Source organism: Endozoicomonas sp. ONNA2, assembly GCF_024606365.1.
In the GTDB taxonomy this organism is placed as follows: Bacteria; Pseudomonadota; Gammaproteobacteria; order Pseudomonadales; family Endozoicomonadaceae; genus Endozoicomonas.
The window spans coordinates 1-5,234 of sequence record NZ_JAHHPO010000178.1; the positions used below are offsets into that span (position 1 = coordinate 1).

Consider the following 5,234-nt stretch of genomic DNA (forward strand, 5'->3'; position numbering starts at 1 on the left):
CCCTGTTTCCGGTCACACCGGCTGATAAAAAATCCGCGCAGGCAGAAGAAGCCTGGAACCCACAAGGCCTTGCCCAGCAAGCGGTTCGAGCGCTGAAAAGCCAGTTCCCGCAGCTGGGTGTGATTACCGATGTGGCGCTGGATCCCTTTACTTCCCACGGTCTTGATGGCCTGACCAATGAAGATGGTTATGTGGTCAATGATGAAACGGTTGCGGCCCTGGTCCGTCAGGCCCTGTCCCATGCCGAAGCAGGCGCAGACATTGTTGCCCCATCAGACATGATGGATGGACGAATTGGTGCCATCCGCCAGCATCTGGAAGAAGCAGGTTATACCAATACCCGCATCCTGGCCTATTCTGCCAAATACGCCTCCAATTACTACGGTCCGTTCCGGGATGCGGTAGACTCAGCGGGTAATCTTGGCAAAAGCAATAAGTTCAGCTTTCAGATGGACTTTGCCAACAGTGACGAGGCGCTGCACGAGGTGGCAGCAGACTTGGCCGAGGGCGCAGATATGGTGATGATTAAACCGGGCATGCCTTATCTGGATATCGTTCGCCGGGTTAAGGATGAATTCAAGGTGCCGGTTTTTGCCTATCAGGTCAGTGGTGAATACGCCATGCACAAGGCGGCGGCTGCCAATGGCTGGCTTAATGGCGATGCCGTGATGCTGGAGTCCCTGATGTGTTTTCGCCGGGCCGGAGCGGATGCCATCCTGACTTATTTTGCTAAAGATGCTGCCAGAGCGCTTTATAAAATGAACGCCTGATTAAAACAGAATGATCGTTCATGTCGGGGGAATAGTCTTTACTGTTTCTGTTAGATTAAAATGAATAATGCGACATTCTCCCTGCCCCATCAGAGTCGCCTGTTTACCGGTCCATTGGTTGAATCTCTGACAAATGTCACTGACAAGATCCATGACAAAAGCCACTGAAACCGGTCATCATCAGCCTGAATGCTGATATTTTTGCTGAGAAAGAGGTCATATGGATAACCCCCAACAGTCGGATGTTCAGGAAACCCGGGCTCAATCATCTGAGCCTGCCGGGCCCATTGCCAGCAAGCCCCCAAAGGTCAGTGACTATCAGAACCCTGACTATTACATTAACCGTGAACTGAGCCATCTGGCGTTTAATTTCCGGGTGCTGCAGCAGGCCTTGAACGAAGAATACCCGCTGTTGGAACGCTTCCGGTTTCTGCTGATTTTCAGCTCCAACCTTGATGAATATTTCGAAATCCGGGTCGCTGGCCTGATGCAGCAGATCGACTTCTCCCGTGAGCAGGTGGGCCTCGATGGTATGGGGCCACAGCAGGTCTTGAAAGAGATCAGCCAGAAGGCCAAGGAATACGTCGGGCTGCAATATCAGATATTGAATGACAGCCTGTTACCTTCCCTGCGAAAAGAGGGTATTCGCTTTCTGCGCCGCACTGAGCTGACGGAAAAGCAGCAGGCCTGGATCAAGCGTTTTTTTTACCATGAAGTCATGCCCATCATCAGCCCTATCGGGCTGGACCCTGCCCACCCTTTCCCAAGGCTGGCGAACAAGCTGCTTTGCTTTATTGTCTCCCTGGAAGGCAAGGATGCCTTTGGTCGCGATACCGGTATGGCCATCATCCCGGCACCCCGGTCGTTACCACGTATCGTCAAAATGCCTGACGATATCTGCGATGGCCGGGAGAATGATTATGTCTTTCTCTCTTCGATTATCCATCGCCATGTCAGCGACCTGTTCCCCGGCATGGACATCAAAGGCTGCTATCAGTTCCGGCTGACCCGCAACAGCGACCTGGACCTTGAAGATGAAGTTGAAGACCTTGCCAAGGCACTGCAGGGTGAACTGCTCACCCGTCGTTACGGCAAGGCGGTACGCCTGGAGGTGGCAGACAACTGCCCACAACCATTGGTGGATTTTCTACTCAATGAATTTGGCCTGACCAATGAAGACGTTTATCAGGTCAGTGGACCGGTAAACCTGACCCGCATGATGTCCATTTGCGACACCAACGACAAACCGGATCTGGTCTTCCCGCCGTTTACCCCCGGCTACCCGAAAGGCCTGCACAGTAAACGCAAGCACAGCAACAACGTGCTGGACCTGGTGGCCAAACAGGACATCCTGCTCCATCACCCCTTTGAGTCGTTCACGCCGGTGGTGGACATGCTCCGTCAGGCCGCCAAGGACCCTGATGTTCTGGCCATTCGACAGACGCTGTATCGCACCGGTGCTCACTCAGAAATGGTGGATGCCCTGGTAGAAGCCGCCAGGCAGGGTAAAGAGGTGACGGTTGTGGTAGAAATCCGCGCCCGGTTTGATGAAGAGGAAAACCTGGCCCTGGCCCGTCGTCTGCAAGAAGCAGGAGCCGTCGTCGTTTATGGTGTGGTCGGCTACAAAACCCATGCCAAGATGATGTTGATTGTTCGTCGTGAAGGGCGGCATATCCAGCGTTATGCTCACCTGGGCACCGGCAACTATCACGCCGGCAATGCCCGGCTCTACACCGATTACAGCCTGCTCAGCTGTGACAAGATACTGACCAACGATGTCCATAAAATATTCCAGCAGCTCACCGGGATGGGTCGTGCGGTCCGTGTCCGCAAGCTATTCCATGCACCTTTCACACTGAAAAAGAGCCTGATTGATCTGATCAACCAGGAAACCAATCACGCCAAAGAGGGAAAACCGGCCCGGATTATCATCAAAATCAACTCACTCACTGAGTCTCATATGATAAAAGCGTTGTTCAAGGCTTCCCAGGCCGGTGTTGGGGTTGATCTGATTGTTCGGGGTATCTGCTGCCTGAGGCCCGGGATTGAAGGACTTTCGGAAAATATCCGCGTGCGCTCCATTGTCGGACGGTTTCTTGAGCACACCCGTGTCTACTATTTTGAAAATGGCGACAATGACGCACTGGTGTATTGTTCCAGTGCTGATGCCATGATCCGAAATCTGGATATGCGCATTGAGACCTGCTTCCCTGTTGAAGACCCCAAACTCGCCGCCCGCATCAAAAAAGAGTTGGACTACTACCTCACCGATAACACCCGCAGCTGGCAGCTGCAAAGTGACGGTGAGTATGAGAAAAACCGACCGGTTCGGAGTCAGCGCCGACGTAATGCCCAGGAGCGGTTGATGGATACGCTGGCGATTATTGCTAACAAGCCGTCTAGTGACTGATACTCCCCGGGAGGCTGTCCGAAAGTAGCGCCCGACCGGGCGACCCCGTAGCGAGGATGGCAGAAAATTGAGGATAAAAGTCGGAAATTTTTAGTGAATAGTGGTTCGATTTACTAAAAGTTTCCGACTTTTTAGACCAGTTTGCTGCCACCGCACGACTGCATGGATGCAGGAGCAGTTGCCGTGCAGGGCAGTCTGACAGCCTCCTGGTTTCGCCCGGGAATGCATACCAGCGCCTGCAGGATGTGGAACAACCTGTTTCTGTCGAGCATCATTGAATGTTTATTTTTCGTAGAGCCTGTTTAATTCTTTCATTAGTTCGTCAGAGTTCTGTTTGTCAGGGTGAACAATTTTCGCCATATTCCTATAGTCTTTAGGCTGATCATTTGTCAGCTGGTAACCAATTTTGTCAGCAAAACTTGGAATTGCGTGTCTGTTGTATCCTGATTGATGGTTTAGTTCAGGCTTATGGTTTCTTCCCTCTGTAGAGGTAAAGTCGTCATCGGGTGTCTGGTCAGTTTCATCAACAAATTCCCAGTACTTTGCTTTTATATTTTGTGCATCTGTGACCTTTCCCATGAATCTACAGAGCTTCAGTGCTGTGTTGACCAGAGCGGCGTTGATAATGCCAAATCTGAAAAAAAGATGTGTGAAGTCCAAGGTTTCGTTGTAACGGAAGTAGTTCTCATCCACGGCTTGCAGAGTCAACTCATTTTGCAGTGTTTTCGCCAGGAATTCCCCGACAATGGTCTGAGCGGATGCATCAGGCATTATCAGGTTCAATAGTTCTTCAATTTTATGCGCCAGAATGTGACTACATCTCCGAGGCATTTCCTGCAGAATTGTCTGAAAAGCAGTAGCCTCAAGTTTTGCTTGAAAGTTTGTTTTAAATTTTCGTGCATGGTCAAACTCATTGGTGCGAACACAGAATTCCAGGGCCATATTCGCTAACTTTTTATCATAAAAGCCATGGCAGAAGATAATTTTAGTAAATGCCAGGATGTCGAGTAATCTGCCGGAAGAGGTTAAATCCTCGGCCTGAGTTATCCCATTTTTCAGTACTTCCGTCAGGATATCTTTGGCAATGGTGTGAACGGCGTCGTCAGGCATGGCCAGTTCGAATAGCATAGTGATTTTTGTAATATGTAAAGACGTATTGGTTCTTGTTGTATTCAATGTTTGGGCCATTTGCTGCAGGACTGCCCGAAAAGCAGGAGCCTCAAGTTGTGCTCCGTATTTTGTATTCAATTCTTGTGCATACGTTAACTCATCAGCGAGAAAACAAATTTGCAGGGCCATATTTGCCAGCTCTTTGCTAACGTTGCCATGGCGGAAAAAAAACTCGGTAAATTTCAGGGTATTCTGGTATTCGCGGTCTGTCATAACCTTGGCTATGGCTTTTTGCAAGACACCACGCAATACTTTTTCGGCAACTGCCTGAGAGACGGTTTCGGACGGTGACAATTCAAGAGATTCCCTGGCCTGACGAACATCCAGGGTTTCTGCAGCGTTTTCCAGGGCTGCTTTCAAACTGTCTTCAGTCAGGATTGCGTGATGATTAGTCACCAAGGGGGCAATGTTCCTGTCTTCAATGCGATTGGTAAATTTGCCAAGAAGAAATTGAATATCATGTTGAATAGCAAGGAATTTCTTATCGCGTTCCTCTTAGCAGGTGCCACATACGCTTTTGTCATTATTGCTTATGTCAGCCCTTTGAGATGATGAAGTCGAGGCGTCCAGTATTTTATCGCCCATAGCTTGCATGCTAATTCTCCTTAAATATTTATATTTTGTATTGGACAGCAATGGGAATGAAAAGTTTCACAAACCGTCTCTTAGCCCTCGTTAAAGACTGTTTTTCAGCATCATGAAAGATGTTTTTCCTGATCATTTATGGTCAGTACTGATCGTTCCAGGCCCTTAAAGTTGCCGTTTTGACAGTCCGGTGAATTAGCATCACTGCCAGGAGGCTGTCCGAGAATAGCGCCCGACTGGGCGTCCCCGTAGCGAGGATGGCAGAAAATTGAGGATAAAAATTCAGTTTTGTGAGGTGA

5 protein-coding genes are annotated in these 5,234 nt (G+C 49.7%); 3 read left to right on the top strand and 2 right to left on the bottom strand.

Features of this window, described 5'->3' with window-relative positions:
- Both hemB and ppk1 read left to right on the top strand, forming a co-directional pair.
- Positions 1 to 770, top strand: a 770-nt coding sequence (gene hemB, locus KDK14_RS03190) for a porphobilinogen synthase (protein WP_257263576.1), incomplete at its 5' end; no start/stop codon positions are given.
- A 220-nt stretch (positions 771 to 990) separates the two neighbouring features.
- Complete coding sequence (ppk1, locus tag KDK14_RS03195; protein ID WP_257263577.1) at positions 991 to 3,180, top strand: polyphosphate kinase 1; 2,190 nt, start codon at positions 991 to 993, stop codon at positions 3,178 to 3,180.
- Between the two features lie 282 nt (positions 3,181 to 3,462).
- Here the strand turns inward: ppk1 and KDK14_RS03200 are convergent, their stop codons facing one another.
- Positions 3,463 to 4,746: a hypothetical protein gene (locus KDK14_RS03200; RefSeq protein ID WP_257263578.1), complete on the bottom strand. Its 1,284-nt coding sequence runs from the start codon at positions 4,744 to 4,746 to the stop codon at positions 3,463 to 3,465.
- Here KDK14_RS03200 and KDK14_RS03205 point away from each other — a divergent pair.
- Positions 4,735 to 4,902 (top strand): hypothetical protein, encoded by a 168-nt coding sequence (locus KDK14_RS03205; protein WP_257263579.1) that lies wholly within the window; start codon positions 4,735 to 4,737, stop codon positions 4,900 to 4,902. The genes KDK14_RS03200 and KDK14_RS03205 overlap by 12 nt on opposite strands.
- A gap of 143 nt (positions 4,903 to 5,045) precedes the next feature.
- Here the strand turns inward: KDK14_RS03205 and KDK14_RS03210 are convergent.
- On the bottom strand, positions 5,046 to 5,234 hold a 189-nt coding region (locus KDK14_RS03210), incomplete at its 5' end, for a hypothetical protein (RefSeq protein WP_257263580.1).